Origin of the sequence: Winogradskyella costae, assembly GCF_013403865.1 — a bacterium.
Lineage (GTDB): Bacteria > Bacteroidota > Bacteroidia > Flavobacteriales > Flavobacteriaceae > Winogradskyella > Winogradskyella costae.
The window spans coordinates 1,001,095-1,025,530 of the sequence record NZ_JABFDK010000001.1 but is presented as its reverse complement, the minus strand read 5'-3'; the positions used below and the strand labels follow the sequence as shown (position 1 = coordinate 1,025,530).

Genomic DNA, 24,436 nt, shown 5'->3' with positions numbered 1-24,436 from the left:
TATAATAAGTTGATTCTGTTAATTAAGTTGATTCTTTTGATTATCTGTTAATATATACCCAGGCACTTTTGCTCTTTGCTCCACCTTCGTATACAACGGTATAGAAATAAGTACCTACTGGTAACTCATCACCATCGTTAGTTTGTCCAACCCATTCATTGGTGTAATTATTTTTTGAATATACTAGGGTTCCATTTCTATTAAATATTTCAAGTTTAGTAACACCAAAGCTACTTAAGTCAAAACTATCATTTTGGCCTATTGAAACACCTGGAGAAATACCTTCTGGGAATATACAGGTTTCAGCTTCTTCAACCGTTTGAGTAATTGTATTAGAACAACCACTGTTATTAAATGTTATAGTAGCCGCGTATTCACCTGCTACAACAACATTAGTTAATGTTAAACCGCTGCCATTAAAATCGATACCATCTAGAGTCCAATCTACAGTGACATCAGCATCAGTAAAATTAGTAGGTACTATTCCTATCGTCTTAGTTGCTGTTGATGGTGGTGGACAAACGATATAATCATACTGAAGATCAAATTCAGCCAATGGTACTAAATTAATTACTAAAGCAAATGACGTCGTTTCGTAACAACCAGTAGCTGGGTCTTGTGCTCTAACATAGATAGTTTCTCCTTGACTAGAATATGAATCGGCTAATGCACCAGTTCCTGCTTCTGCAGCATCTAATGATGAGTGGTATGAGATAATCATGTTCGCATCTGAAGTTACATCAGCATTTATTGAAGCTAAATCGAATATAGTTTCGCCATCTACAACACCATCTAAATCATCACAGACAACAAAATCGTCAGGTTGATTAATCACGGGTCTTGCATTTACAACTAATTCTACTTCAGATAATTCTCTACATTGAATATATCCATTATTAAATGCAGCAGTATCTTCTATCCTCATAATTAAAGTTTCTCCAGTTGAGGTATATGGTGATTCTACAGCGTCAATCAACTGGTTAGCATTAGCAGTACTTGTGTAATACGTTATTGTAAAGCCATCTAATCCAAGAGATGTTGATAGAGCATCTAAATCAAATTGTTCTGATCCATCTGCTTCAGGTCCATCACATTCTGTAATATTTTGTGGAGCTAATGCATCTGGATCGTTGTAAAGATTTATAATAACAACTTGAGATAATGCATTAGAATTACACTGTGAGTCAAATGCTTGTACTTGATAGTTACCTGATTCTGTAACAACAAGAGAAGTTAAATTTTCTCCAGGTATTTCACTTCCATCTTTTGTCCATACAAAGTCATCAGCAAATGGCGAGTTCGTTTGAAGTGTTACAGAATTGAAACCACAAAGAGATACTTCATCCGTATCTTCTGGATCATTATTAGGGTCAATAGGAACTTCGTTACTAACAATAGAGGCATTAATATCTGCTATTGTACTACCAGAGCCAGGTTGACCAACATTTGTTTGTCTCACTTGAATAACACCAGCGCCTTCTGCAAAGTTAGTAATTAGTAAAAGGTATATTTCACCCTGAACAGCACCTGTAAGTGTTACATTTTCTACCGGGGCTGCAGAAAAACTACAATCTACCAATGTTGATAATTCACATAAATCATCACCTGGTGCATATGGTCCCCAAAGGGCAAAATCGACATCTAACTCATCTCCAATCGGATTGTCATTTTCGTCAAAAGCAGTGTTTTGAACCATTTCAATTAAAAGATCACCAGTAGTTCCAACTTCTAAAACACTGTAAGTAGGATTAGGTGTACTAAATAGACAGTTGATCGTTCCAGCTCCATCGTCTTGATTTATAGTATTGTAAGTGTATAATATGTCACTTGTATCACTACCACTACAATAATTATCTGCTAAATCACATGCTAAATTAACAGGTGCAACGTAAGGTGTAATACACATTTCAAATGTAGTGTCTTCGTTTGAAGTACCTACTGAAAATATCCTAATGTAATACGTATTCCCTATAATAAGTTGCGGTGTTGCAGAAGACAATTCAGAGCCAAATACTCCAGTTTCAGCACAAGCTATTTCAACTAAGCTGTCACAAGTACCTTCATAAAGAGAATGTCCTATGTTTGTATCACTACCTGCGATATTTACCAATGAAATCAGTTGAGATGCGCTTTCTGCTACAAATTGAAACCATACATCATCGTCAGCAGATCCGCCACATGATGAATCTGGAATTCCTGATGGTGTTCCTGCAAAGATTGTCCCTGAGGTTCTAACTTCGCAGAGTATGTCGTCGTTGACAACTGCCACTGTTGCACCACATGGGTTATCATTGACAGGAGGACAACCAACAATCTGATAATAACTACTACTAATTGTACAATCGTTATTTTGTTCATTGGTTACAAATATTCTAACCTCTGTACCATAATCAAAAGGTCCGATTTGATATATACCAGCATCAAATACTTGAGTTGTATCACCATTAAAACTATTTGAAATTTCAAGAGATGTTGCATCACCTAAATCTAAAATGTCAACGCTAATGGAAAATGAGTCAGTATCACAATCTGCAACTGCTGTATATTCAGCTTCAGCTAAAGTACACGTTAGGTCTTCGATATTTACAGTGAAATCTAAAGTTACACCACTTGTTCCTATATAACAAGGTATCGGTGTTGAAAAATTGGTAGTAACCACACGCATTCTGTGCTCACCAATTTGTGCTGTTAATGGCACCAAAAATGAAGCGTCAAATAAGTGAGAGGTATCTGTAAAAGGTCCGCCCTCAGATTCTCCTTCAAAGACAAGCTCTGTGTCATCGAACACTAAGTCATCATTAAAATCAATCCAAATATTAGCGAAATAGGTTGAAGTATGTCCGAATTCTATTTCGAAGTTTGTTGGTATTCCTTTAAATATGTCAACAACAGTTGAGGTGTTGTTTTCGTAGTTAACATCCCCAGAACTAGGGAAGTCTATAAATTCAAGCGAAGCATTGTTAACACCATCACCCGTATTACTTGTTGGAATTGAAGCACAATAACCTGTAAAAAATTCAAAAGGCCCATTGAAAGAACTAATGTCTCCTACACTACAAATTGCTTGTACATAATATTCATAAGCGGTATCTGGTTCTAAACCAGACAATATATAAGGGTTTGTGACATTGTCTATGATTAGACCATCGCCTAAAGCAAAGCCAGCTTCACCGTATTGAATATTCCATGTTGTAGCAGTTCCATTTTCTGTCCAAGCTAATTCAGTAGAAGTTAGACTTAGGTTTGTACCTAATAAATCTGTAGGCTCAGGACAGGTTGGAATACCTCTTACTCTAAAGTTATCTACAAAGACATCATTATCCGCACTGTCAGAAACAGTTCCGCTAGTACCGTAGAATGCAAACTGTACTGTTTGACCACCGTATGTTGTTAAATCTATTACGGGGTGTACGCCCGTAATTGGTACTGCAGATGTATTATCATAATTAATTAGAGTCGTCCATGTAAGGCCATTATCATTAGATATTAAAAATTGTACAACATCATCAGAGCCTAAGGTTCCTGCAACGGTCGTACTTAACCACTCTGTAATTGCGAAATCAAATTCTACTTGAAAAGGACCACCTGTTAAATCAAATTGAGGTGATAAAATCCATTCATTAAAAGGCTCACCAAAAGGATCGTAAAGGTTTAACTTATAAGCGCCTGTAGTACCATCATTAAGGAATCCATCAGAAGTCCAAGAGCTCGCTCCTAAATCTGTAGGTCCAGTGGTTGGATTACCATTATCGGCCTCATTCCAACATTCTGGGATAACGGTAAAAGTAACATCAGAGAAGTTTTGAATATAATCTGGGATGATGACGTCACAAAGTGTGGTAAACGTAAAAGGTCCAGTCCAAGCACTTAGGTCACCTGCACCACAATCGGCTTGCACGTAATAATCATAACTAGTTAATCCAGATAATCCTGTTGCAGTATATGGGTTAGAAATGCCAGTATCAGTTGCTAATCCTGTTGGTTCAGTACCATTTGTTACAATTTCAATATTCCATTGTGGTACTGTTCCTACTTGAGACCAACTAAGTTCTGCGCTATTTGCCCCGATTCCATTTGCTGCTAATGCAGTAGGTGGAATACAACTTGGTGCAGGTGTTACATTAATACTCATGTCTGCGGTAACACCCCAAATTCCTGAGTAACAAGGGTTAGGTGGATTTTGGGCACCGTATGAACTTGTCATTCTCATGTTGTAAGTTCCTAAAGGTACGTCTGGCATTACAAATGACGCATCTAATGTTGTAGGATTGCCTGCTGGTGCTTGTCCTGAAAAAACGAGTTCAGTTGCATCATATACTAAATCTTCATTAAAATCAATCCAAACATAAGCATAGTATGCATAACCTGTAACAAATGTAATTTGCATATTTGCATTTATACTAGAGGCTAAATCAACAGTTGTTGCTGTAAAGTCTTCATTATTAAGATCTCCTCCTGAGATTAAAGTCTCTTCTCCTAATGCTATTTGTGAGATACCACTACCCTCTAGGGCTGTAGGTAAAGATTCACAATAACCAGTAAAAAAAGTAAATGGTCCTACCCATTCGCTAACATCGTCAGCCGTACCACAATCAGATTGGTAATAAACAAAATATGGTGTAGACTCTGTTAAACCAGTAATCGAAGTTGTCGGAGTGCCAGTAACTGCAACTACACCTGATTCTTCACCATTGCCAGGTGTAAAATCAACGGTGTTATATTCTAAATTCCAAGCTGTTTCAGCATCTCCTACATTCCAAGTTAAATCAACGGTCGTAGTAGTTAAAGTAGTTATAGCCATTTCTGAAGGCTCAAAACAAGTTGGGCTTTCATACAATGTAAGGACAATATTAGACCAAAAAGCATCCGTATTTGGATAACTTTGACTTAGTTCAATGTCTAAGAAACCGTTTGCAGTAGGGTCGTAAGGACCAGAAAGCGTACCTGAAAACGTAATAACTGTATCAGTGCCACCTGCACCAAAAGTGGTTGGTGGCTCCATCTTAGTTATGGATCCAGCAGCTGTTGTAATTACGAGACCTGCCTCTTCAGAATAAGGTACTCCAGATCCTTCAGACCAATCTGCAGTTAAGAGAAAGGAATAATACGTTCCCGAAGATGAAGCTGGTACTCCAGCAACATTGGCTGCATTATTAAGGTTAATTGTAACTGGAGCTAAGTTTACCACATTTGTGGTCCCTGTAGTTACGGGGAAATCATATTGTGCACTAGCCGTAAGGTAGAAACCTAGCATGATTAAAAATAGAGTAATTTTTTTCATTATTAATCGGTTTGTTAAATTGTTCATTCCCTTTATAATCATTTGATTAGAAGGGTTTTTTTTGGTTTGGCAAAGAAAATAGACTTGTAAATCGTATAGAGGGCCTTGGTTAGACGATTTTTCTATCCGAACTCGAATATATAAAAAATGACTATTAACATGTTGTTAACAATACTAAAATAGATTAACTACATTTTTAATCGATAAATGGACTTGGTAATTTTTAGGAAGGCTTCAATTCAATAAAAACAGGGAAATGATCGCTGTAACCTCCCTTATATTTTTTGCCTACAAAGGTCCTAAATGGTTGCCCTTTATATTTACCATTAAGCTGAGTGAGAAATTTGCTGTTGAAAACCTGAGCATTATTGAAAATTAGGCCAGAATTAGAAGTGTCGAAAAAATTAGTTGAAAACAAAATTTGATCAAATAATTGCCATTGAAAATTATGACTAGAACTCCCATTATCATAAGACCACACCGTTTTAAAAGGATTAAAAAGATAACTTTCGTCTTGTAATAATTGAATACTTTTACTATTAGGGTTATCATTAAAATCGCCCATAACAATAATTTTTACATTAGGATCATCATTTTTTAATGATTTGATAATAGAATTAACCACATTTGCGGCTTCCAAACGTTTAAATTCAGTTTCTTTTATACCTTCTCTTCGAGAAGACCAATGATTAACAATTACATGAATTTGCTCAGTATGAAGTTCGCCTTTTACCAACAACACATCTCGTGTATAATCTTGCTCTCCATTTTCTCTTTCAAGATATACTGAGAAGGTTTCAGAATGAATAACTTTAAATATATCACTTTTATAAAGTAAGGCCACATCAATTCCTCTCTCATCAGGTGAGTCATAATGCACATAACTATAATTCTCATCTTGAAGATTAGGACTATTTACTAAGTCAGAAAGCGCTTTTTTATTTTCTACCTCTGCTAGTCCAACTAATATTGGTGCTATCTCACTCGTATCATTTCCGATTTTAGAAATTACATCTCCAAGTTTTAATATTTTATTTTTATAACGCTTTTTTGTCCAATTATTTCTAGAGGTTGGTAAAAAGTCATTATCATTTGTAGATCTATTGTTTTCTATGTCAAATAAATTTTCGATATTATAGAACGCAATAGTGTAATTCGTAGGTATATTATTCATAGGGATTAAATATAGGTTTTTAAACATTATATTGGGATAATCGATTTGCTTAACTTTGTACTTTACTTTATATATGATAGAAAAAAAAGATATAGATTTAGAAAGAGCAGTACTGATTGGTGTTGTGACTCAAAATCAAGATGAGGAAAAATCTAAAGAATACTTAGATGAATTAGAGTTTTTAACCTTTACTGCAGGTGGTGAGGTGGTAAAACGTTTCACACAAAAAATGGCAATCCCAAACCCTAAGACATTTATCGGTACGGGAAAAATGGAAGATGTAAGGCTGTTTGTGGAAGCTAATGATGTTGGTACCGTTATTTTTGATGATGAATTATCGCCTGCTCAAGAACGAAACATTAGTGGCATACTAAATTGTAAGATTTTAGATAGAACCAACCTTATTCTAGACATTTTTGCGCAACGTGCACAAACGAGTTATGCTAGAACACAAGTAGAATTAGCTCAATGTGAATATTTATTACCAAGACTAAAAGGAATGTGGACACACCTCGAACGTCAAAAAGGGGGAATAGGAATGCGTGGACCTGGTGAAACAGAGATTGAAACAGATAGACGTATTGTACGCGATAAAATTGCTTTACTAAAAGCGAAGATTAAAGTTATAGATAAACAACAAGCCGTACAACGTGGTAATCGTGGTAAAATGGTACGTGTAGCATTAGTTGGTTATACCAATGTTGGGAAATCTACGTTAATGAATGTCATTAGTAAAAGTGATGTTTTTGCTGAAAATAAATTGTTCGCCACCTTAGATACTACCGTTAGAAAAGTGGTGATTGGTAATTTGCCATTTTTAATGAGTGATACCGTTGGTTTCATTAGAAAATTACCAACACAATTGGTGGAATCTTTTAAAAGTACTTTAGATGAAGTTCGCGAAGCTGATTTATTACTTCACGTTGTAGATATTTCTCATACTAATTTTGAAGAGCACATCGATTCGGTTAACCAGATTTTAGACGAAATTGATAGTAAAGACAAGCCAACTATCATGGTTTTTAATAAAATTGATGCTTATGAGCCAGAACCTTTTGACGAAGAAGATTTAGTTGAAGTACGCACAGAAGCTAATTTTACTATTGACGAATGGAAAAAAACATGGATGTCTAGGGTAGGTGATAATGCTTTATTTATTTCAGCATTAAATAAAGAGAACATGGACGATTTTAGAAAACGTGTTTATAAAGAAGTCAGAGAAATCCATGTGACCCGTTTTCCATACAATCATTTCCTATATCCAGATGTTGAAGATATAGAATAAAAACCTTTCCTTTTTATGAATACTTCCCAATCGCGTTTTAAAACTTCGATTAAAAAGATATTAAAAAGCAAATGGATAAAATGGCTCGTTATTTTAATAGCAGCCATTTTATTATTTCTTTTTGGTTTATACATTAGCATATATGCTGGTTTTTTTGGAAAAGTTCCAACCATAGACGATATCAGTTCTATTAAACAAGAACAAGCCACGCAGCTTTTAGATATAGACGAAAAATTAATAGGTAAATACTATATTTATGACAGACAGCCTGTAAAGTTTGAAGACCTACCCAAACATCTTATTGAAGCCTTAGTTGCGACAGAAGATTCTCGTTTTTATGAGCACGACGGTATAGATAATATTAGTTTAATGCGTGTGTTTGTTAAGAATTTAATTCTTCAAGATAAATCAGCCGGAGGAGGAAGTACAATTACGCTTCAGTTGGCTAAAAATCTATATGGAAGGAAGAATTATGCATTTTTTAGTATGCTAATTAATAAGTTTAAAGAGTCTATTGTAGCACAACGTATTGAAGAGGTTTATTCTAAAAACGAAATTTTAACCCTATACCTTAATACCGTTCCATTTTCAGATAATACCTATGGTATAGAAAGTGCATCGCTTAAATTCTTTAATAAATCGGTGAAAGATATTTCTATTAATGAAGCAGCAACTTTAGTTGGGACACTAAAAGCGAATACCTATTACAATCCCAGAGTACACTTAGATCGCAGTAGAGACCGACGTAATGTAGTTTTATTTCAGATGAAGAATTACGGTTATCTGTCTGAAGATTCCTTAGCTTATTATTCTGATCAGGCGTTAGAATTAGATTATCGCTCTTTTAATCACGATGTAGGTTTAGCCCCTTATTTTAGAGCTGAAGTTAAAAAGCAGTTAGAATCTATTTTAGACACTTTAGAAACACCAGGTGGTGAAAAGTATGATTTATATAAAGATGGACTTATTGTACATACCACTCTAGACTACAAAATGCAAGAATTGGCAGAAATGGCCATGCAAGAGCACATGAGTAAATTGCAAGCTGCTTTTGAAAGTTCTTACGGGAAATTTGGACCTTGGGAAACAAATAGGAAACTTCTAGAAAGTGAAATTAATAAATTACCACAGGTAAAAGCTTACAAAGAAAAAGGACTCACGGATCAACAAATTAAAGATTCTTTAAGCATTAAACGACCAACAGATTTATTTACTTGGCAAGGCGATACGATTAAAAATATATCTACACTAGATAGTTTGAAACATTATCTAAAGTTTTTAAATACAGGAATGCTATCTATTGAGCCAACAACAGGAGCCGTAAAAGCTTATGTTGGTGGCATTGATTATCGCTATTTTAAATACGATCATATTTCGCAAAGTGAGCGACAAATCGGCTCTACCTTTAAGCCTTTTGTATATACCGCTGCTATTGATAATGGATTAAATCCGTGTACCTATTTTTCATTGAATAAAGTAACCTATACTAATTATGATGATTGGACACCGACCAATTCAGGAAGCGAAGAGGAAGACATTTATATCAATTACAATTTAGAAAATGCTTTAAGTAATTCCGTAAATACCATTTCGGTTAAAGTGTTAGAAGAAGTGGGGATTGAAAAGGTAATTGCACAAGTTGAAAAACTAGGAATCACCAAAGAAATGCCGGAAGAACCTTCTTTAGCCTTAGGTGTTGCTGAAATTAATTTGAAAGAATTAACAGGTGCATATGCGAGTTACTTAAATAAAAGTAAATCCGTTACCCCTTATTATATCACTAAAATTGAAGATAAAGCAGGAAATGTTATTGCAACTTTTGAACCTGAAGTTGCCGAAAAAGAAGCCTTTAGTGATTATACACGGCAAGTGCTTTTAGAAATGATGAAATCTACAGTCAATAAAGGAACGGCGTCACGATTGCGAAATACCTACGGATTAACAAACGATATAGCAGGTAAAACAGGAACCACACAGAATAATAAAGACGGATGGTTTGTCGGTTTAACACCAAATTTGGTGACTATTACTTGGGTTGGTAATGATAATCATAGTATTGGATTTAAATCTACAGGAATGGGTCAAGGAGCAAATTCAGCTTTACCGATTTTCGCAAAGTTTTATCAAAAGTTGAATAAAGACAGTGATTACAAATCTATAACAGCCGCTAAATTTGAAAAACCCTTAGAGCAAGTCTTAAGTGATTTAGATTGTGAACCCACAAAACGTGATGGTTTTATTAAGCGGTTATTTAAGAAAAAAGAGAAAAAGAGAAAATTTAATTAAACATAAATAATATCGATATTAAAAAAGCCTGTCTTAATTTAAGACAGGCTTTTTCATATTGTTATGAGCTTATTTGTTCTTAGAACTTGTAGCTTAAACCAACAGTATAATAAGATTGTAATTTGTTATCAGCATCAGCTAAATCTACGGCTTGGAAATTAGCAGCTTCTTGCTTGTTGCTTCTCAATGCAAAATCAAAACCAACACCGATCATTTTCCACAGGGTATAGCTAAATGAGTTTGTCCATGTAAAGTTAGATAGATCACTATCTTCATAGCTTTGGAATGTTGAGAAGTTAGACTTAAAAGAAATTGCTCCGATTTGTCTTGTGTAATCTGCAACAATTTTAGCCCCTGCAGAAGATTCAAAAGCAGCGTCATTATCAGCAAATACAAAGTTGTAGTTTAATGGGTGGATTACAACGATAAGGTTTTCAAGTGGAGTCCACGTCGCACCAACACCAACGTCTAAAAATCCAGGATCATTAAAGTTATCTAAAAGTGTTGTTCTGTATTCTGCTAAACCAGAGATAGCCCATTTGTCGTTTAAATTACGACCATAAAGTGAAGATATATTGAATACATCTGTTGTAGGTTCGAAGTCTTCACTATCTAATTCAGTGTCTTTATTATCTAATTTTACCCAGTTAAGGTTCATTGTCAATGAGTTTCTCCAAAAATATTTATCTTCAATCTTATTCGCAAATGCGTTTAAAGTAATACCAATATTACCAGAAGCATTATTTGGTGCCCCTTGAGAATACCAATCGTTAAAATTAGATAAACTACCACCAATTGTACCAAAAGCACCTTTTCTCCAACCTGGTAAGGCATCGATTTGCGCTTGTAAAGCGTTTGCTTCACCTTGAAACTTGTTTGCTTCAGCTTGTTTTTCAGCTTTTTGAGCTTGTAATTCTTCTTTTGTTTGCGAAAAACCAAAGCTAACGGCAAGCATTAATGATGCTGATAAAAATAATTTTTTGTTGATATTCATAATAAGGTAAGTTTTAATTTTTTTATTGTTTTAGGTTACATTAATTAACTTATTCCATTATTTGACACGTATTATTAATTGAAGTCACAATTTATATGCGCTTAATGAAACTATAGTTAAATTTATTTTTTAAGCCTCTTTCTAGGCTGTAAAATTATTTTCTTTTGATTTAGCAACCAAACCCAAAAATAGGTTTTAATAAAATTTTAAGATTTCTGTGTGCTCTATCGCTTTTTATAAAGAGGAACAGAGGAGCAAGCTTCACCGAACATAATAGACCTTGCTATGGGCTTTAATTTTTGCGACATTAATATTAAGGCATTTGAAGGTACTGGTTTATGAGAGCATCCTTTTATAATTACTGGTAAGCCTTCGTATATGGACAGATCTAAATTTGAAATAATTTCAGTGTATAAAATAGATTCTAAATCATTTAATGAGCCTATTATAGTCAATTTAGCATACGGTTGAAGTTCTATAGAAATTAACATATAAGCCCAATCTGGCACTATAGCATCCGTAGAACAATGTAAGGCGACGTAACATTCTTCATATTGCGACCAATTGTGTTCTGCCACAAAAGCTCTAAAGTCTTTTTCTCGAAGCACTAAGCCTTCCATCAACCAATCTTTAATGTCAAAAAGAACACGATTCCCGTTAGGATAGTAATCTTCTAAATCTATAACTCTTAGTTTGCTACTTGCAACTCTATTAATGATTTCTTCTGCCATAATACAAAGATAAATGATTTACTGATAGCCCTCAGCTTGTAACGTAAACAATTCAGCATACAACGCTTGGTTTTTTATAAGTTCTTCGTGCGTGCCTATTTCTAATGCTTTTCCTTGTTCTAAGACTAAAATTTTATCGGCTTGGCGAACCGTACTAAACCTGTGCGAAATAATAATACTAGTTTTGCCTTCTGTTAAACCTATGAATCGTTCAAAAACTTCGCTTTCTGCTCTTGCATCTAAGGCCGAGGTGGGTTCATCTAAAATCATCACTTCAGCATTTTTCATGTAAGCTCTTGCTAAAGCTACTTTTTGCCATTGCCCACCAGATAATTCTTGTCCGTTTGCAAAGCGTTTTCCTAATTGCTGATTGTAACCGTGTTTTAATTCGGATACTACCTCATTTGCTAAACTTAATTTGGCGGCATTCTCAATTTTGTTTTGGTCATCTAGCTCTTCGATATTTCCGATAGCTATGTTTTCTTTCACAGTAAATTCATATCTAAAGAAATCCTGAAAAATAACTCCGAAGTATTCTTGATATTCTGCAATATTAAAACGGTTAATATTGATGCCATCTAGTAATATTTCTCCTGATGTGGGCTCGTAGAAACGTAATAGCAATTTTATTAATGTGGTTTTTCCTGCCCCATTCTGTCCTACAAATGCTAGTTTTTCACCAGCATTAAGATTAAAGGTAATGCCTTTTAAAATGTCGACTTCAGAATTTGGATAAGCAAAACGCACATCTTTAAACTCAAAACCTTTGACAATATGTTTTGGTAAAGGCACATCTTCTTTTACTTTAGAAACAATTGAAATATCTATAAAATCGAAATAATCCTTAAGGTATAAAGCACTTTCAGAAATACGGGTGAATTTTGAGAAAAAATCTTGAAGGTTTCGCATTAGGCGATTAAAGGAGCCTGATAAAAAGGTTAATTCCCCTAATGTAATAGCACCTGAAAGCACACGATAAATAATGAATACATATGCTCCATAATAACTTAAAGACCCGAGGACATTAAATAAAAAACCTAAAGCAGAACGCTTTATCGCTAATGTTTTATTAAGTTGATAATATTCTTCAGATAGATTTTTAAAACGATCTACGATAAAATCGGTTAGCCCAAAAAGCTTAATTTCTTTGGCAGTTTTATCGTTGGCACCTATAAACCTCAAATAATCTAACTCGCGTCGTTCTGAAGTCCAGCTTCGTGCTAAAGAATATTGTTGTTGGCTAAACCGAACTTCATTAATAAACGAAGGAATGATGCTTAGTATTAGTAGAATAATTAAGTAGGGCTCAAAGTAAATTAAACCAGCAACAAGTGTTGCAATAGAAATAGCGCTTTGGGCTTGTCCAAGCACATTAGACATTAATCCAACACGACCCGTAGTTTGCGTTCTGGCGCGCTCTAATTTATCGTAAAATTCAGAATCTTCTAATAAACTAATATTAATCTGATTAGTTTTCTTAATAATGGTTATTGACGTCGCAATACTATATTCATCTCCTAGCAAGCCATCGGTTAGAGAAATCGCTCTACTTACTAAATCAGAAATGATGATTAACGCAAATTCTATTGCAACATACGTCCAAAGCGAATTGTAATCAGGAATATCTAATGAAATTTGTAATATAATTTCATCTATAATTAATTTTCCAATCCATAAAATAATAACAGGAAGTACTGCTCCAATAAGTCTACAAAATGCAGATAATAAGAAAAGACTTTTGTTAACTCTCCAAATTTCTCTAAAAAATCTAGGGATATAAACTAAAGCATTAAAAGACGATTTGATACTCGTTTTTTTATCGTCTTTTAATGAGGTAGTTGTGCGTCTTGGCATTTCTATAATTCTTTTGTAGTTTAAGAAAAACTAGTAAACAAGGTGTAAGTCTTTAGTTTTTAAACCGGTAAGAGATTGAGACTAAATAAGTTTTTAGAGTTGGAGTAAGCACTGAAAACTAGTCTTAAATACTGCCGCTAATTTTAAAGCATCCCAAGCTCTAACTTTGCTTCTTCACTCATTAACTCTTGTGACCAAGGCGGATCGAAAGTAATCTCTACTTCAGCATCTTTAACTTCATTAATTGACTTCACTTTTTCTTCAACCTCTAAAGGTAAGGTTTCGGCCACCGGACAATTTGGTGTCGTTAATGTCATTAAAATTTTAACCTCAAAATCTTCGTTTACAAAAACGTCATAGATTAATCCTAATTCGTAGATATCTACAGGGATTTCTGGATCATAAATAGTTTTTATAACTCTTAGAATTTTTTCTCCTAATACAGCTGTATCTATAGTTGGTTTGCTCATGTCTTTAAATTTGTATGTTTACTGTTTTAGCTGTTTAAGGTCGTTTTAACCGTTAAACAAAAAAGATAGACTAGTTTAACTGTGTTTGGTATGCAATAGCATACATTTTTAATTGCTTTATCATACTAACTAAGCCATTTGCTCTCGTTGGTGATAAATGTTCTTTCAGTCCAATTTTATCAATAAAATCTGTGTTGGCTTCAAGAATATCTTTAGGATGCTGATTGGAAAATACTCTAATCAATATCGCTATAATACCTTTTGTTATAATGGCATCACTATCTGCAGTAAAGTTTATTTTATCGTCCTCCATATTGGCATGAACCCAAACTTTACTTTGGCAACCTTTTATGATATTATCGTCAGTTTTGTACTTGTTGTCAATAATTGGCAGGTCCTTACCTAAATCAATCATGTATTGGTAGCGTTCCTCCCAATCTTCAAACATTGCGAACTCATCAATAATTTCGTTTTGTACTTCTTGAATTGTCATAGTCTCATGCTTTTGTGCAAAATTACAAAATCGCTATTGTTTTACGGTGTTTTCTTTGATGGATAACACTTTATTAACTAAAGCTTCAATGGCTTTTGGAGGATTACCATGGTCAAATGTCGGGGTCATATATTCTATATCACCTATTTGAAGTGCTAAAGTTGCGTGTCCCGCTCCATCGTGTTGGTAGTTTTGTGAAGGTGGTGTTAATTTTAAAAAGCTTTCTAAGTCTACAGCATCTATTAGGCTTTTAAGCTCTTTCCATTCCGCTGCGTCAATACTGTAATTTTTCATATTTTGAAGACTTTGATCTTCACTAATGGCGATTTTGTTTTGTAATATAAGAATGAAATCGAACGTGCTTCTTGTTGAAACTTTGTATTTAACAGCTGTTATATAATTATCATTAATCTCATCATTTTTTTTAGTGGTGTGAGGGGTGCGTGTTGCTGTAATTAAAACCCTATCATTAGCTAAAAATGAAATATTATTCGCTTCAGCCGAAAACGCATTTACTAAACTCAAAGATTTTAAGAAATACTTTTCAACGGCCATGATGTCTTTGGCACATAATTTTTTTGAAGCTGCTATATTTTCAAATGTAACAGTATTATTTTCCGTAGCGTAACTCCCAAAGAAAGTATTGCAACCTGCAGTTCCATTAACTTTATTTGAGGTCGCATCAAAAGTAATTTCTAGCTTGTTTAAGCTAATATCATTACCTTCTAGTTGCGTTATATAATACGTGCCTGAAAGATTTTCTTGCATGATTTTACTAGGTTCCACAATATCTGTAGTAGACTTACAGGAACTTACAGTTATTAAAATTGCGATTAAGCTAAGTAGAAATTTCATTATGTATGTTTTTTTATAGGTAAATACACTTTTAATGCCAAAGTCTAAGATAGCATCATAATCGCTTTCTTTAAAGCAGTAATAAAAGTATCAATTTCTTCTTTTGTGTTATAAAACATAAAAGAGGCTCTAACTGTGCCTGGTATCTTATAGAAGTCCATAATTGGTTGCGCGCAATGATGACCTGTACGCACTGCTATACCCATTTTATCTAAAATAGTACCAATATCATAGGGGTGAATATTTTTGACATTAAATGAAATTACAGAGGTTTTTTCTTTAGCTGTACCGTAAATTTTTACGCTTTCAATTTTTAATAATTCCTTCGTCCCGTAATCTAAAAGCTCGTTTTCGTAATTAGCAATAGCATCGAATCCGATAGCGTTCATGTAGTCTAAAGCAGCACCAAAGGCTATGCCTCCACAGATGTTTGGTGTACCTGCTTCAAATTTGTGTGGTAAACCAGCATAAGTCGTTTTTTCAAAAGACACTTCTGCAATCATTTCTCCTCCTCCTTGGTAAGGTGGTAATTTATTCAGCCATTCTTCTTTTCCGTAAAGCATTCCAACGCCTGTTGGTCCGCAAATTTTGTGGGCAGAACACACATAGAAATCCACATCTAAAGCTTGTACATCTGGTTTTAAATGCGGGCAAGATTGTGCTCCATCAACCAAAACAGCTGCACCAACAGCATGTGCTTTTTCTATAATATATTCAATTGGGTTTATAGTTCCTAAAGCATTTGAAATATGGTTTACAAAAACCAATTTGGTGTTTTTATTTAAAAGCGCATCATAGTCCGAAAGGATTAATTCTCCATTTTCATTCATAGGAATAACTTTCAAGCTTGCTCCTGTGCGCTCACACAGCATTTGCCATGGTACAATATTACTATGGTGCTCTAAAGCTGAAACAATAATTTCGTCACCTTTTTTTAAGAGTGAAGAAAAACCATTAGCAACTAAGTTAATGCTATGTGTGGTTCCAGAAGTGAAAATTATTTCATGACTCTGTTTGGCGTTAAAATGCTTCTGAATTTTTAGTCGTGCTTGCTCGTAAGCATCAGTTGCTTCTTGGCTTAAACTATGCACACCTCTGTGGATATTAGCATTATAATTACTGTAATAATCTACGATAACATCAATGACCTGTTGCGGTGTTTGCGAGGTTGCAGCATTATCAAAATATACGAGTGGTTTCCCGTTGACTTCACGTTGAAGTATTGGAAAGTCTTTTCTTATTTTTTGTACGTCTAACATGTGTTTCTTTTAAAGCTGAAACCTCAAAGGTTTCAAAAATCTTTGAGGTTTTTATATTAAAATTTCAAGTATAACTGGCCTAGTTAGATAATGAAACTCACTAGATATATTTATACTTTATAAATCAAATCCAATATTAACACCCAATTTATTTGCAATAATCTTTGTAATTCTATTTTTAATTTCTGGAATTTTCACAGAGTCTAAAACGTTATTACTGAAGGCAAACATTAATAAAGCGCGTGCTTCTTTTTCAGGAATTCCTCTAGAACGTAAATAAAACATTGCACTTTCATCTAGCTGACCAATAGTACAACCATGAGAACATTTTACATCGTCTGCAAATATTTCAAGCTGAGGTTTAGTATTTATGCTAGCTTTATCGCTAATTAAAATGTTATTATTAGCCTGAAATGCGTTGGTTTTTTGAGCTAGTTTTTCAACGACAACCTTACCGTTAAAAACTCCTGTTGAACTATCGTCAAAAATACCTTTATAATCTTGATGGCTTTCGCAATTGGGTTCTATATGATGTACTAACGTGTTGTGATCTACGTGTTGTTTATCACCAATAATGGTAATACCTTTCATAGTAGAATCTATACGCTCACCATTTTGATAAAATTCAAGGTTATTTCTAATTAATTTTCCACCGAAAGAAAAGGTGTGTACTTTAGCTAGACTTTCCTGCTTTTGATTGATAAAAGTATTATCAATTAATGACGCACTTTGTCTATCATTCTGAATTTTATAATAATCAACAATGGCACGTTTATTAGCAAAAATCTCAGTTACACTATTCGTTAAAACGGGATTGTCGGTTAAACTCTGGTGGCGCTCAATAATCTGAACATGAGAGTTTTCATTAACCACAATTAAGTTACGAGGTTGTAACATAACGGCAGCTTCGTTTCCTGTTGAAAAATGAATAATTTGAATCGGTTTTTCAACAACTTTATTCTTAGGAATATTGATGTATGCACCTTCCATTGAAAAGGCTGTATTCAAAGAAGATAAACCATCTTTTTTCGCAATTTTATTGAAATAATTATCAATAATTACTTTGTATTTAGGTTTGGTAAGAGCCGCAGACATTAGACAAACATCTAAACCATCATGCGTGGTTTGAGATAAGTGCGATGAATACTTCCCGTCAATAAAAATTATTTTATAAGAGTCAATTTCGTGTATAAAATATTTTTTTATGTCTTTAAATTCTAATGCATTTTCATTCTTAGGAAACACGCTATAATCGTGTTTTAAAATAGAATTCAACGATGTATATTTCCAATCTTCTTGACGCTTAGAAGGAAATCCTTCTGCTTCAAAAGTCTTTATGGCTTCAGTACGAATATCATGTACTGACGAGTGCACATCCACTGTGTCCTCAAATGCCATAAATGATGATACTAATTTTTCTTTTAAACTCATGTTTTTAAGTCTTCAGTAATAAGTCCTTTAGTATTCAGTTGGCTCAATTGCAAACTATAAATTAAAGAATTAGTACTTGATTTTATGTTTTTGCTACAAATAGTCACATCTGAGTAAGTTACTACTTACAGACGACTGACCACTGCCTACTAATTATGCGTTAACCTCTTCTTTGATCCAATCGTAACCTTTAGCTTCTAACTCGTGTGCTAGTTCTTTACCGCCTGATTTTACAATTTTACCATTGTGTAATACATGTACAAAATCTGGAACGATATAATCTAATAGACGCTGGTAATGCGTAATTACAATTACGGCGTTGTCTTTAGATTTTAATTTATTTACGCCATTGGCAACAATACGCAATGCATCAATATCTAGACCAGAATCGGTTTCATCTAAGATGGCTAATTTTGGCTCTAACATTGCCATTTGAAAAATTTCATTTCGTTTTTTTTCACCACCAGAAAATCCTTGATTTAGTGAGCGTGATAAAAATTTACGATCAATTTCTAAAAGCTCAGATTTTTCTCTAATCATTTTCAGCATATCCTTTGCTGGCATGTCTTCTAAACCTTTAGCTTTTCTTGTTTCGTTAATTGCCGTTTTTATAAAGTTAGTAACACTAACTCCTGGTATTTCGATTGGATATTGAAACGATAGAAACACACCTTTGTGTGCGCGTTCTTCAGCAGCTAATTCTTCGATGTCTTCGCCTTCTAGTAATATATTTCCTTCTGTAACTTCGTACTCTTCTTTACCTGCAATTACTGAAGCTAGCGTGCTTTTTCCTGAACCATTTGGGCCCATTATAGCGTGAACTTCTCCTGCTTTAACTTCGAGATTAATACCTTTTAATATGGCTTTGTCTTCTATACTTGCGTGTAAATTATTGATCTTTAACATAGTCTTAATTTGCTAATTTTATAACGTCTTCTTTATTTGGGTCTGGTGCTTCTACTTTTAAAATTTCTTTGATTTCTACTCTGTATTGCCAGCCTTCTTCGTCTTTATTTTTTTCGAACTTTCTTACTCTTACGGTTACAGGAACCATGTCAGTAGCTTCTTTTTTGAATGCTTTTGTCTGTTCATTTAACTTGTGCATGTTCTTATCCATTACAACACCATAAATTTCTGTTGATGTCTGTAAAACTGCCGCATCTGCGAAATACACAAAATCGCCCTTTAGGGTTATATAACCATCGTTTTGATCATAAGATTTTGAACGATTATCCTCTAAATTAACCTCTTGTTTTGCCTCGTTCTTACAGGAAATAAATAGTGATAGGCACATTAGTATTACAAATGAGTTTCTTAACATTAGTCTAAATATTTTGGATATTTTGGTAATCGGTTAAAATCGTCTTTACTATGCTGAATATAAACATCGGCATTAGTTTCTTTTGCGAAAGCTTCAAATACTTCCATACTTTTTAGAGTGGCAGCTACGTCGTAATTAAAACTTGGCACGCCTTTATTGTCTCTGTTTTCTTGAAAATGATATAAATCACCTGCTAGTAATATATTGCCAGCATTTTCTAACTTTAAGAATAAGGCTTGATGCCCAGGAGTATGTCCCGGCATAGATTTTATGACTACCGTTCCGTCACCAAAAACATCATGCTCTCCATTAAGTTTTTGAACATTTGTCAAAGTGGCAATAGCACCGTAATTATCTCCTTGTTTTTGTTCGTCACTTGTAATAAAATCGTATTCTGAAGTTTGAACTAACCACGTCGCTTTGGCAAATTTTGAAGCAGAACCAGAATGATCAAAATGCGTATGCGATAACGCAATAAAATCAAAATCTTCTGGTGTTAAATTCAACGCTTTAAGTTGAGAGATTACAGAATCTTTGCGAGAGACTGTAAATGTACCATTTGGGGTTGTGAATGGTTCTTGACCAACTAAGCCTTCAGCTAGACCAGCATCCCAAAGTAATCTTCCTTTTGGATGTTCAATAATATAAAAAGCATCAGCGAAAGTTTTAGACTGTCCTTGGTAAGTTGTGTCTTGAGAAAAAATCTCTAGCGTATTTACTTGTACTGTTCCTCCGTCTAATGCATATAATTTGACACCTTCTTGTTGAGTGGTTTCAACGTCTTTTCTAGCATCATTATAACCGTCCTTAACGCCGTCTTTAAAGTCCTTGCACGAGACAAATGCTAGAGCTAAAGTAAATATGAGTAGTGTTTTCTTCATGCTTAATAGATGTTTTTATTGATGTTACCCTACGGAACCTTCTAAACTAATTTCTAATAATTTTTGAGCTTCTACAGCAAACTCCATTGGTAACTTATTAAGGACTTCTTTACTAAAACCATTTACAATTAGTGCAATTGCTTTTTCGGTGTCAATTCCTCTTTGATTACAATAGAAAATTTGATCTTCACCAATTTTGCTTGTAGTGGCTTCGTGCTCAATCATAGCACTTTTATTTTTAGCTTCTATGTACGGGAAGGTATGTGCACCACAATCATTTCCCATTAACAAACTATCACATTGCGAAAAGTTACGCGCATTGTCTGCACGAGCACCAATCTGAACGAGACCACGATATGAATTTTGCGATTTACCCGCTGAAATTCCTTTAGAGATAATCGTTGATTTTGTGTTTTTTCCTAGATGGATCATTTTAGTACCAGTATCTGCTTGCTGATAATTATTGGTCACAGCAATAGAATAAAACTCACCAACTGAATTATCACCTTTTAAGATACAAGACGGATATTTCCAAGTTACCGCAGAACCAGTTTCAACTTGTGTCCACGAGATTTTTGCATTTTTCTCGCACAGTCCTCTTTTGGTAACAAAATTGTAAACACCACCTTTTCCTTCTGAGTTTCCAGGGTACCAATTCTGAACTGTAGAATACTTAATTTCGGCATCATCCATTGCGATAAGTTCTACAACAGCAGCATGTAATTGGTTTTCATCACGACTTGGAGCCGTACAGCCTTCTAAATAACTTACATAACTACCTTCATCAGCAATAAGAAGTGTTCTTTCAAATTGACCTGTTCCTCCCTGGTTAATTCTAAAATAAGTTGATAATTCCATCGGGCATTTAACCCCTTTTGGAATATAACAGAACGAACCATCACTAAATACTGCAGAATTTAAAGCGGCATAAAAATTGTCTTTTGTTGGGACAATGGTGCCAATATATTTTCTTACCAATTCTGGGTGCTCTTTAATCGCTTCAGAAATACTCATAAAGATAATGCCTTTTTCGGACAGTGTCTTTTTAAATGTGGTTGCAACAGAAACGGAATCGACTACGATATCCATAGCCACGTTATTCATTTTCTTTTGCTCATCAACAGAAATCCCTAACTTTTTATACATAGCTAAAAGGTCTGGGTCAACGTCATCTAAAGTCTTATTTGGATCTACAGAAACAGGTGCAGAATAATAAGCGATAGATTGAAAGTCTGGTTTTTTATAATGTACATTTGCCCATTCTGGCTCGACCATTTCTTTCCAAACTTTGAAAGCGTCTAATCTCCATTCTGTCATCCATTCTGGCTCCCCTTTTTTCATAGAAATAGCGCGAACGATGTCTTCGTTTAAACCAATAGGAAATGTTTCAGATTCTATATCTGTGAAAAAACCGTATTCGTATTCTTTGGTTTTTAATTCTTCTCTAAGATCGTCTTCTGTATATTTTGACATGTATGTTTTAATTTTTTTATAGTGAAAAAGATTCACCGCAACCGCAAGTTCGGTTGGCATTTGGGTTGTTGAAAACGAAACCTGTTCCGTTTAAGCCTCCAGAATATTCTAGTGTGGTGCCAATAAGGTAGAGGAAACTCTTTTTGTCCACAATGATTTTAATATCATTGGCTTCAAATACCTTGTCGTCTTCCGCTTGTTCTTTGTCAAATTTTAAATCATATGACAAACCGGAACAGCCTCCACTTTTAACACCTACTCTAACGTAGTCTGCGCTTGGGTCAAAGCCATCATCAGTCATTAGTTCTATGACTTTCTTTTTTGCGTGATCAGATACTTTAATCATATCGTTTAACTAGATTTGTTCTAAATAGAATGCAAATATACGATATAACAAAGGTTTTACCATAGCTACTAACATTATATTAGCATATGGTTTAATAGGGTTTAGCTATGTTAAGCTATAGTTGAGGAATGTATAATTATACCGCCACTTTTGTTTTTGATAAACGTCTAGTTAGACGATACAGTTCTTGTAAGGTGTCTGCGATTTGAGAGTTAGAAACTGTTATCGTTTCAAAATTTCCGTGACGGTCCGTAACCACAACTGTATCGCAATGCGAACAGGTCATTTCTATGGTGTGATCAATGTTGGTTTTGGATCTTTTGTAATTGTGGCCAAAAACGGCGCAGGGTAATACTTTGGTAGAGTTAGGTTTCATTTTTATAGACTTAGGGTGGGGCAATTTATAAAATGAAATTTAAATCAAGTTAAAATGCTTATTTTTTCGATGAAATGCACGTGTATTTGAGATTGTCATTAAAAAACACGGCTTATAAATCGGAATTTTGAAAAAGTAATGGGTTAAATAACACATATAACATAAGGCGTCGAGAAGTTGTGAAAACCCCCTTTTTTAGCATTTTTATTTTCAAGTTTAAATTAAATTTGTAATAAATAATTCTATTCATGCAACCTATTCAAAAAAAGCATAATATTTTTGCACTATGATAGAAGATAAAAACCCACAACGTACTCCATTGAGTGAATTAGGAGAGTTTAAACTGATTGAGCATTTAACCGATCATTTTAAAGTAACCCAAAAGTCAACTATAAAGGGTATTGGTGATGATGGAGCAATACTTAGCTTTGGTAAAAAGCAAGTGGTTGTTTCTACGGATTTATTAGTTGAAGGCGTACACTTCGATTTGAGTTATGCTCCTTTAAAACATTTAGGCTACAAGGCTATTGTTGTAAATCTATCTGATATTTACGCAATGAATGCATTGGCGACACAAGTCACCGTGTCTATAGCTGTTTCTAATCGGTTTCCTTTAGAGGCGCTCGAAGAATTATATGCTGGTATTACGGCCGCTTCTAAATTTTATAATGTTGATGTGGTAGGGGGTGATACAACGTCATCGACTTCTGGTTTAATTATTTCTGTAACTGCGATTGGTGAGGTAGAAAAAGATAAAGAAGTATTAAGATCTGGTGCTAAACCCAATGACTTATTAGTTGTTACAGGTGATGTTGGTGGAGCTTTTATGGGATTGCAAGTTTTAGAGCGTGAAAAGGAAGTGTTTAAAGTGAACCCGAATAATCAGCCCGATTTATCAATGTATACCTACATTATAGAACGTCAATTAAAGCCTGAAGCCCGAAAAGATATTGTGGAATTGTTAAAGAATCTCGACGTTAAGCCAACAAGTATGATAGATGTTAGTGATGGTATTTCTTCTGAAATCATTCACCTCTGTAAACAAAGTAAGGTTGGTGTTGATCTTTATGAAACGAAAATACCATTAGATCCTCAAGTGATTTCTACGTGCGAGGAATTTAATTTAGATAGTACTACGATTGCTTTAAATGGTGGTGAGGATTACGAATTGTTAATGACAATAGCGCAAGAAGATTTTCTGAAAATAAAAGGCAATCCGAATCTAACAGTTATTGGTTATATGACTGAAGAAGATAGAGGTATGCATTTAGTTACAAGAGCTGATGAAAAAATTCAGATTATAGCTAAAGGTTGGAATGCGCTTAAAGATCAAGCATAAGAAGTTTTTGTCCTTTTTCTAAACGCTTGTTGTGTACACGATTTAACACACGATTAATTTCTTTGAATTTTGGGGTTAAGGGAATAAATTTTCCATCGCCATCAATGGTCATTTCTGTTTTACAATTTTTACACTTATATTCTTTAACATGATAAGTAACATTTTTGGATACTTTATAATCGTGGCCAAATAATGAGCAATAAAGGTTTTTCATTAACTAGTTTTCTTAGGTATATTCTTACTTTTAACAGGGATTTAAATATAAGAAAATTAGTTACTTAAAAGTTATGAACAATTAATAAATCGATGAACTGAGTGTTTTTCGCTTTAAACGCATCGATTTATTATTGTAAATGCGCTCTAGTGCGGAATTAATCTCTTGATATTTAGCTGTTAATTCTGTCAGTTGACCATTGCTGTTTGTTGTCAGTTGTTTTTTACAGCACTTGCAAGTGTATTCACTGACGTGATTAGTGACTTTCTTGGTGACCTGATAGTTGTGTCCAAATAAGTCACAGTAGAATTTGTGAGGTGTCATAGTAGGTTGGTTTAAAATTTATTTTTTCAATCTCTACTGTAAACATAAA

General features: G+C 34.2%; 21 protein-coding genes. 3 read left to right on the top strand and 18 right to left on the bottom strand.

Going from position 1 to position 24,436, the window contains the following annotated elements; genetic code table 11:
* Positions 1 to 40: 40 nt before the first annotated feature.
* Both HM986_RS04340 and HM986_RS04335 read right to left on the bottom strand, forming a co-directional pair.
* Positions 41 to 5,281 (bottom strand): GEVED domain-containing protein, encoded by a 5,241-nt coding sequence (locus HM986_RS04340; protein ID WP_179333838.1) that lies wholly within the window; start codon positions 5,279 to 5,281, stop codon positions 41 to 43.
* 223 nt (positions 5,282 to 5,504) lie between these two features.
* A complete protein-coding gene (locus tag HM986_RS04335; protein ID WP_246288447.1) occupies positions 5,505 to 6,455 on the bottom strand; it encodes an endonuclease/exonuclease/phosphatase family protein in 951 nt (316 codons plus the stop codon).
* Between the two features lie 73 nt (positions 6,456 to 6,528).
* Here HM986_RS04335 and hflX point away from each other — a divergent pair, with 73 nt between their 5' ends.
* Together hflX and HM986_RS04325 are read left to right on the top strand one after the other, a co-directional pair.
* Positions 6,529 to 7,740, top strand: a complete 1,212-nt coding sequence (gene hflX / locus HM986_RS04330; RefSeq protein ID WP_179333836.1) for a GTPase HflX — start codon at positions 6,529 to 6,531, stop codon at positions 7,738 to 7,740.
* A gap of 15 nt (positions 7,741 to 7,755) precedes the next feature.
* A complete protein-coding gene (locus HM986_RS04325) occupies positions 7,756 to 10,026 on the top strand; it encodes a penicillin-binding protein 1A (protein WP_179333835.1) in 2,271 nt (756 codons plus the stop codon).
* Positions 10,027 to 10,105: 79 nt separating this feature from the next.
* On the opposite strand, the gene HM986_RS04320 is transcribed toward HM986_RS04325, so the two are convergent.
* From HM986_RS04320 to HM986_RS04255, 14 genes are all read right to left on the bottom strand, one after another.
* Entirely contained in the window at positions 10,106 to 11,020 is a 915-nt protein-coding gene (locus tag HM986_RS04320; RefSeq protein ID WP_179333834.1) for a DUF3078 domain-containing protein, read from the bottom strand.
* Positions 11,021 to 11,244: 224 nt separating this feature from the next.
* Positions 11,245 to 11,751 carry a DUF2480 family protein gene (locus tag HM986_RS04315; RefSeq protein WP_179333833.1) on the bottom strand — a complete coding sequence of 169 codons (507 nt, stop codon included), beginning with the start codon at positions 11,749 to 11,751 and terminating at the stop codon, positions 11,245 to 11,247.
* Positions 11,752 to 11,769: 18 nt separating this feature from the next.
* Complete coding sequence (locus HM986_RS04310) at positions 11,770 to 13,605, bottom strand: ABC transporter ATP-binding protein (protein ID WP_179333832.1); 1,836 nt, start codon at positions 13,603 to 13,605, stop codon at positions 11,770 to 11,772.
* A gap of 143 nt (positions 13,606 to 13,748) precedes the next feature.
* Positions 13,749 to 14,075, bottom strand: a complete 327-nt coding sequence (locus HM986_RS04305) for a DUF59 domain-containing protein (RefSeq protein WP_179333831.1) — start codon at positions 14,073 to 14,075, stop codon at positions 13,749 to 13,751.
* 70 nt (positions 14,076 to 14,145) lie between these two features.
* Positions 14,146 to 14,568, bottom strand: coding sequence for a SufE family protein (locus HM986_RS04300; protein WP_179333830.1), 423 nt, complete (start codon positions 14,566 to 14,568; stop codon positions 14,146 to 14,148).
* A 33-nt stretch (positions 14,569 to 14,601) separates the two neighbouring features.
* The gene (locus HM986_RS04295; protein WP_179333829.1) at positions 14,602 to 15,423 is read right to left on the bottom strand and encodes an META domain-containing protein; all 822 of its coding nucleotides are present in this window, start codon (positions 15,421 to 15,423) and stop codon (positions 14,602 to 14,604) included.
* 44 nt (positions 15,424 to 15,467) lie between these two features.
* Entirely contained in the window at positions 15,468 to 16,682 is a 1,215-nt protein-coding gene (locus HM986_RS04290; protein ID WP_179333828.1) for an aminotransferase class V-fold PLP-dependent enzyme, read from the bottom strand.
* A 117-nt stretch (positions 16,683 to 16,799) separates the two neighbouring features.
* Positions 16,800 to 18,113, bottom strand: a complete 1,314-nt coding sequence (gene sufD / locus HM986_RS04285; RefSeq protein WP_179333827.1) for a Fe-S cluster assembly protein SufD — start codon at positions 18,111 to 18,113, stop codon at positions 16,800 to 16,802.
* A 153-nt stretch (positions 18,114 to 18,266) separates the two neighbouring features.
* Positions 18,267 to 19,019 (bottom strand): Fe-S cluster assembly ATPase SufC, encoded by a 753-nt coding sequence (gene sufC, locus HM986_RS04280; protein ID WP_179333826.1) that lies wholly within the window; start codon positions 19,017 to 19,019, stop codon positions 18,267 to 18,269.
* 4 nt (positions 19,020 to 19,023) lie between these two features.
* Positions 19,024 to 19,407 (bottom strand): hypothetical protein, encoded by a 384-nt coding sequence (locus HM986_RS04275; protein ID WP_179333825.1) that lies wholly within the window; start codon positions 19,405 to 19,407, stop codon positions 19,024 to 19,026.
* Between the two features lie 26 nt (positions 19,408 to 19,433).
* The gene (locus HM986_RS04270) at positions 19,434 to 20,315 is read right to left on the bottom strand and encodes an N-acyl homoserine lactonase family protein (RefSeq protein ID WP_179333824.1); all 882 of its coding nucleotides are present in this window, start codon (positions 20,313 to 20,315) and stop codon (positions 19,434 to 19,436) included.
* A 24-nt stretch (positions 20,316 to 20,339) separates the two neighbouring features.
* Entirely contained in the window at positions 20,340 to 21,788 is a 1,449-nt protein-coding gene (gene sufB, locus HM986_RS04265) for a Fe-S cluster assembly protein SufB (RefSeq protein ID WP_179333823.1), read from the bottom strand.
* A gap of 16 nt (positions 21,789 to 21,804) precedes the next feature.
* On the bottom strand, positions 21,805 to 22,134 hold the full coding sequence (locus tag HM986_RS04260; RefSeq protein ID WP_179333822.1) for a HesB/IscA family protein: 330 nt from the start codon (positions 22,132 to 22,134) through the stop codon (positions 21,805 to 21,807).
* A gap of 136 nt (positions 22,135 to 22,270) precedes the next feature.
* Entirely contained in the window at positions 22,271 to 22,510 is a 240-nt protein-coding gene (locus tag HM986_RS04255; protein WP_179333821.1) for a hypothetical protein, read from the bottom strand.
* A 286-nt stretch (positions 22,511 to 22,796) separates the two neighbouring features.
* On the opposite strand from HM986_RS04255, the gene thiL reads away from it, so the two are divergent.
* Positions 22,797 to 23,849: a thiamine-phosphate kinase gene (thiL, locus tag HM986_RS04250; protein WP_179333820.1), complete on the top strand. Its 1,053-nt coding sequence runs from the start codon at positions 22,797 to 22,799 to the stop codon at positions 23,847 to 23,849.
* On the opposite strand, the gene HM986_RS04245 is transcribed toward thiL, so the two are convergent.
* Positions 23,833 to 24,063 carry a hypothetical protein gene (locus tag HM986_RS04245; RefSeq protein WP_179333819.1) on the bottom strand — a complete coding sequence of 77 codons (231 nt, stop codon included), beginning with the start codon at positions 24,061 to 24,063 and terminating at the stop codon, positions 23,833 to 23,835. The genes thiL and HM986_RS04245 overlap by 17 nt on opposite strands.
* A gap of 81 nt (positions 24,064 to 24,144) precedes the next feature.
* The gene (locus HM986_RS04240; RefSeq protein WP_179333818.1) at positions 24,145 to 24,387 is read right to left on the bottom strand and encodes a hypothetical protein; all 243 of its coding nucleotides are present in this window, start codon (positions 24,385 to 24,387) and stop codon (positions 24,145 to 24,147) included.
* Positions 24,388 to 24,436: the final 49 nt, after the last annotated feature.

Bases quoted from the DNA above. Each gene is read 5' to 3' on its own strand.
- HM986_RS04260 (WP_179333822.1), bottom strand. From the start codon at position 22,134: ATGATTAAAGTATCTGATCACGCAAAAAAGAAAGTCATAGAACTAATG.
- HM986_RS04295 (WP_179333829.1), bottom strand. From the start codon at position 15,423: ATGAAATTTCTACTTAGCTTAATCGCAATTTTAATAACTGTAAGTTCC.
- HM986_RS04315 (WP_179333833.1), bottom strand. From the start codon at position 11,751: ATGGCAGAAGAAATCATTAATAGAGTTGCAAGTAGCAAACTAAGAGTT.
- HM986_RS04325 (WP_179333835.1), top strand. From the start codon at position 7,756: ATGAATACTTCCCAATCGCGTTTTAAAACTTCGATTAAAAAGATATTA.
- HM986_RS04310 (WP_179333832.1), bottom strand. From the start codon at position 13,605: ATGCCAAGACGCACAACTACCTCATTAAAAGACGATAAAAAAACGAGT.
- HM986_RS04305 (WP_179333831.1), bottom strand. From the start codon at position 14,075: ATGAGCAAACCAACTATAGATACAGCTGTATTAGGAGAAAAAATTCTA.
- hflX (WP_179333836.1), top strand. From the start codon at position 6,529: ATGATAGAAAAAAAAGATATAGATTTAGAAAGAGCAGTACTGATTGGT.
- sufC (WP_179333826.1), bottom strand. From the start codon at position 19,019: ATGTTAAAGATCAATAATTTACACGCAAGTATAGAAGACAAAGCCATA.
- HM986_RS04275 (WP_179333825.1), bottom strand. From the start codon at position 19,407: ATGTGCCTATCACTATTTATTTCCTGTAAGAACGAGGCAAAACAAGAG.
- HM986_RS04240 (WP_179333818.1), bottom strand. From the start codon at position 24,387: ATGACACCTCACAAATTCTACTGTGACTTATTTGGACACAACTATCAG.
- HM986_RS04255 (WP_179333821.1), bottom strand. From the start codon at position 22,510: ATGAAACCTAACTCTACCAAAGTATTACCCTGCGCCGTTTTTGGCCAC.
- HM986_RS04335 (WP_246288447.1), bottom strand. From the start codon at position 6,455: ATGAATAATATACCTACGAATTACACTATTGCGTTCTATAATATCGAA.
- HM986_RS04300 (WP_179333830.1), bottom strand. From the start codon at position 14,568: ATGACAATTCAAGAAGTACAAAACGAAATTATTGATGAGTTCGCAATG.
- HM986_RS04340 (WP_179333838.1), bottom strand. From the start codon at position 5,281: ATGAAAAAAATTACTCTATTTTTAATCATGCTAGGTTTCTACCTTACG.
- sufB (WP_179333823.1), bottom strand. From the start codon at position 21,788: ATGTCAAAATATACAGAAGACGATCTTAGAGAAGAATTAAAAACCAAA.
- HM986_RS04290 (WP_179333828.1), bottom strand. From the start codon at position 16,682: ATGTTAGACGTACAAAAAATAAGAAAAGACTTTCCAATACTTCAACGT.
- thiL (WP_179333820.1), top strand. From the start codon at position 22,797: ATGATAGAAGATAAAAACCCACAACGTACTCCATTGAGTGAATTAGGA.
- HM986_RS04320 (WP_179333834.1), bottom strand. From the start codon at position 11,020: ATGAATATCAACAAAAAATTATTTTTATCAGCATCATTAATGCTTGCC.
- HM986_RS04245 (WP_179333819.1), bottom strand. From the start codon at position 24,063: ATGAAAAACCTTTATTGCTCATTATTTGGCCACGATTATAAAGTATCC.
- HM986_RS04270 (WP_179333824.1), bottom strand. From the start codon at position 20,315: ATGAAGAAAACACTACTCATATTTACTTTAGCTCTAGCATTTGTCTCG.
- sufD (WP_179333827.1), bottom strand. From the start codon at position 18,113: ATGAGTTTAAAAGAAAAATTAGTATCATCATTTATGGCATTTGAGGAC.